The sequence below is a fragment of the Nocardioides sp. genome, from assembly GCF_034670285.1.
Classification (GTDB): Bacteria; Actinomycetota; Actinomycetes; order Propionibacteriales; family Nocardioidaceae; genus Nocardioides.
The window spans coordinates 1-3244 of sequence record NZ_JAXMNS010000412.1; the positions used below are offsets into that span (position 1 = coordinate 1).

3 protein-coding genes and 1 pseudogene are annotated in these 3244 nt (G+C 71.9%); all 4 read left to right on the forward strand.

Annotated elements, in window-relative coordinates; all coding sequences use genetic code 11:
- Positions 1-286 (forward strand): annotated as a pseudogene (locus VOI19_RS16790) (UDP-N-acetylmuramate--L-alanine ligase); the annotation flags it as partial.
- A complete protein-coding gene (locus VOI19_RS16795; protein ID WP_323794102.1) occupies positions 276-1022 on the forward strand; it encodes a cell division protein FtsQ/DivIB in 747 nt (248 codons plus the stop codon). The pseudogene VOI19_RS16790 and the gene VOI19_RS16795, both read left to right, overlap by 11 nt.
- Before the next feature lie 227 nt (positions 1023-1249).
- The gene (gene ftsZ / locus VOI19_RS16800; protein WP_323794103.1) at positions 1250-2446 is read left to right on the forward strand and encodes a cell division protein FtsZ; all 1197 of its coding nucleotides are present in this window, start codon (positions 1250-1252) and stop codon (positions 2444-2446) included.
- 42 nt (positions 2447-2488) lie between these two features.
- Positions 2489-3226 carry a peptidoglycan editing factor PgeF gene (pgeF, locus tag VOI19_RS16805; RefSeq protein ID WP_323794104.1) on the forward strand — a complete coding sequence of 246 codons (738 nt, stop codon included), beginning with the start codon at positions 2489-2491 and terminating at the stop codon, positions 3224-3226.
- The last annotated feature ends 18 nt before the right edge of the window (positions 3227-3244 follow it).

Sequence of the window (3244 nt, forward strand, 5' to 3'; positions counted from 1 at the left end):
CGCCATGGGCGAGGCCCTCGGCGCCGCCGACGCGGTCGTGGTCCTCGACCTCTACCACGCGCGCGAGGCCGCGGACCCGGCCGTGACGTCCCGGCTGGTGGCCGACGCCGTCCAGCTGCCGGCCGAGGCCGTCGCCACCTCAACCCTCGACGACGCGGCCGCTGAGCTCGTCCGTCGCGCGCGCCCCGGCGACCTGGTGCTGACCCTGGGGGCCGGCACCGTGACCCGGGTGGGGCCGGAGGTGCTCGACCTCCTTCTACGGCGCGAGCAGTCCAGTGGCAGGTAAGCGCACGGCGGAGGAGCGCAGCCGTCGGCGGTTCGCCCGTCGGCAGTGGGCTCGGCGCTGGATCACCTGGCGCTACGTCCTGGTGGTCGTCGTCGTGCTGGGGCTCGTGGGGGGCGGCATCTACGGCGTCTACTTCTCGCGCGCCCTGTCGGTGCAGGGAGTCCAGGTCACGGGGGAGTCCACCATCGAGGCTGATGAGGTCCTCGAGGCTGCTGCCGTTCCTCTCGGTGGTCCGCTGGCCACCGCAGACCTCGGCGCGATCCAGCGACGGGTGGAGAACATCGACGCCGTGCGCTCGGCCGACGTCTCTCGCCGCTGGCCTCTCGACGTCGGGATCACGGTCGAGGAGCGGGTCCCGGTGGCGGTGATCGATCGTGGGGGCGAGTTCCGAGCCGTCGACGAGACCGGCACGGTGTTCAACAGCTATCGGCGGGCGCCCGCCGATCTGCCGCGGATCCAGACCGCCGACCTCAACGACGTCGACGCCCTCGAGGCGGCCGCGATCGTGCTCGCGGCCGTCCCCTCGGAGATCCGTGCCGTGGTCGACCACCTCGAGGTCGAAGGCGTCGACCGGATCGACCTGCTCCTCGACGGTGGCCGCACGGTGCGCTGGGGGAGCGCGGAGTCCTCGACCCAGAAGGCCGAGGTCCTCGAGGCGTTGCTGAAGCAGCCCGCCGTCATCTACGACGTCAGCGTTCCCGGGCAGCCGACCACGTCCGGGACCCAGGGCGGCTGAGGGCGGGCTGAGCGCGGCTGAGGGCTGCTGGCCCTCGCACGAATCCGTCGGTCGATGCGGCGTGTCGGCGCCGTTCGGGGCTGCCGGCTGCCTACTGTCGTGATCACGACGAGGTTGACATAACTATAACCCTCAGGCTGAGGGTCACAGTTGAGGCTCGTCACCAGACCACAGGCCCGGCACTCGGGCCCGACCACAGAGACACACTCCGGAGAGGTGAAGCCGCCGTGGCTGCTGCACAGAACTACCTGGCCATCATCAAGGTCGTGGGCATCGGCGGTGGCGGCGTGAACGCCGTCAACCGGATGATCGAGGTCGGCCTCAAGGGGGTCGAGTTCATCGCGATCAACACCGACGCCCAGGCCCTGCTGATGAGCGACGCCGACGTCAAGCTCGACATCGGCCGCGAGCTCACCCGCGGTCTCGGTGCCGGCGCGAACCCCGAGGTCGGGGCTCGCGCCGCGGAGGACCACGCCGACGAGATCGAAGAGGTCATCAAGGGCGCCGACATGGTGTTCGTGACTGCAGGCGAGGGTGGCGGCACCGGCACCGGCGGCGCGCCCGTCGTCGCTCGGATCGCTCGCTCCCTCGGAGCGTTGACGATCGGTGTCGTCACGCGCCCCTTCGCCTTCGAGGGACGCCGTCGCGCCACCTCGGCCGACGAGGGGATCGCCGGTCTGCGCGAAGAGGTCGACACCCTCATCGTCATCCCCAACGACCGACTGCTGTCGATCAGCGACCGCAACGTCTCGGTGCTCGACGCCTTCAAGCAGGCCGACCAGGTGCTGCTGCAGGGTGTCTCGGGCATCACCGACCTGATCACCACTCCCGGTCTGATCAACCTCGACTTCGCCGACGTCAAGTCCGTCATGGCCAACGCGGGCTCGGCCCTGATGGGCATCGGCTCGGCCCGGGGCGAGGACCGCGCGGTCGCCGCCGCCGAGATGGCGGTCTCCAGCCCGCTGCTCGAGGCGTCCATCGACGGCGCCCACGGCGTCCTGCTCTCGATCGCCGGCGGGTCCGACCTCGGTCTCTTCGAGATCAACGAGGCCGCGGCGCTGGTCGCCGACGCCGTGCACCCCGAGGCCAACATCATCTTCGGTGCCACCATCGACGACGCGCTGGGCGACGAGGTCCGGGTGACCGTGATCGCGGCCGGCTTCGACGGCGGCGTTCCCAAGCGACGCGAGGAGGGCAACGTCCTGCGCCGCGACAGCAAGCCGGCAGCCGTGCCCGCCTCGACGCCGGCCCCGCAGGAGGCACGCGTGGGCGCGCCTGCCCCGCGTCGCGACGAGAGCACCTCGCGACCGGAGACCACGACGGTCCGTCCGTCCACGCCGCCTGCCGCTGCGCCTCGACCGGCCGCCCCCACCCAGGTGACCTTCGACGACGACGACCTGGACATCCCCGACTTCCTCAAGTGAGTCGGTGACCCTCCGCCCACAGGATCCTCAGGAGCAGTAGCGGTGTTCGCGTTCCGCACCACCCTCGGCCCCGTCGAGCTGGCCTTCACCGACCGGCACGGCGGGGTCAGTGCTGCGCCCTTCGAGTCGCTCAACCTCGCCTGGGCGGGCGACGACCCGACGGCGCTCGCCGAGAACCACCGGCGTCTGATGGCCGACTTCGCTCCGGGTGATGACGTGGCGGCCCTGAGCCAGGTGCACGGACGCGAGGTCGCCGTGGTCGGCCCCGAGGGCCCGGCCACCGATCTGCACCAGCACCTGCACGCCACCGGCGACGGACTCGTCACCAGGCGCCCCGCGACGACCTTGATGGTGCGCGCTGCCGACTGTGCGCCGGTCCTGCTCGCCGACCCCGACGCCCGCGTGGTCGGGGCCGCGCACTGCGGGCGCGCCGGCCTGGTGGCCGAGGTCGTGCCGGCCACGGTTGCTGCGATGGTCGAGCAGGGCGCGCGCCAGATCCGCGCCTGGCTCGGACCCAGCGTGTGTGGAGGGTGCTACGAGGTGCCTGCCGACCTCCAGGACGAGGTGGGCAGCAAGGTGCCGCTCAGCCGCGCCACCACCACGTGGGGCACTCCCTCGGTCGACCTCGCCGCCGGCATCCGGGCTCAGCTGGCCGAGCTCGACATCGTGCTCGACACCACCGCCGCGCGCTGCACCCGCGAGTCCGACGACCTCTTCTCCTATCGCCGCGACGGTGCCGACTCCGGCCGGGCAGCCGGCCTGATCCGGGTGGCGCCATGAGCCGCCACGACGAGATCG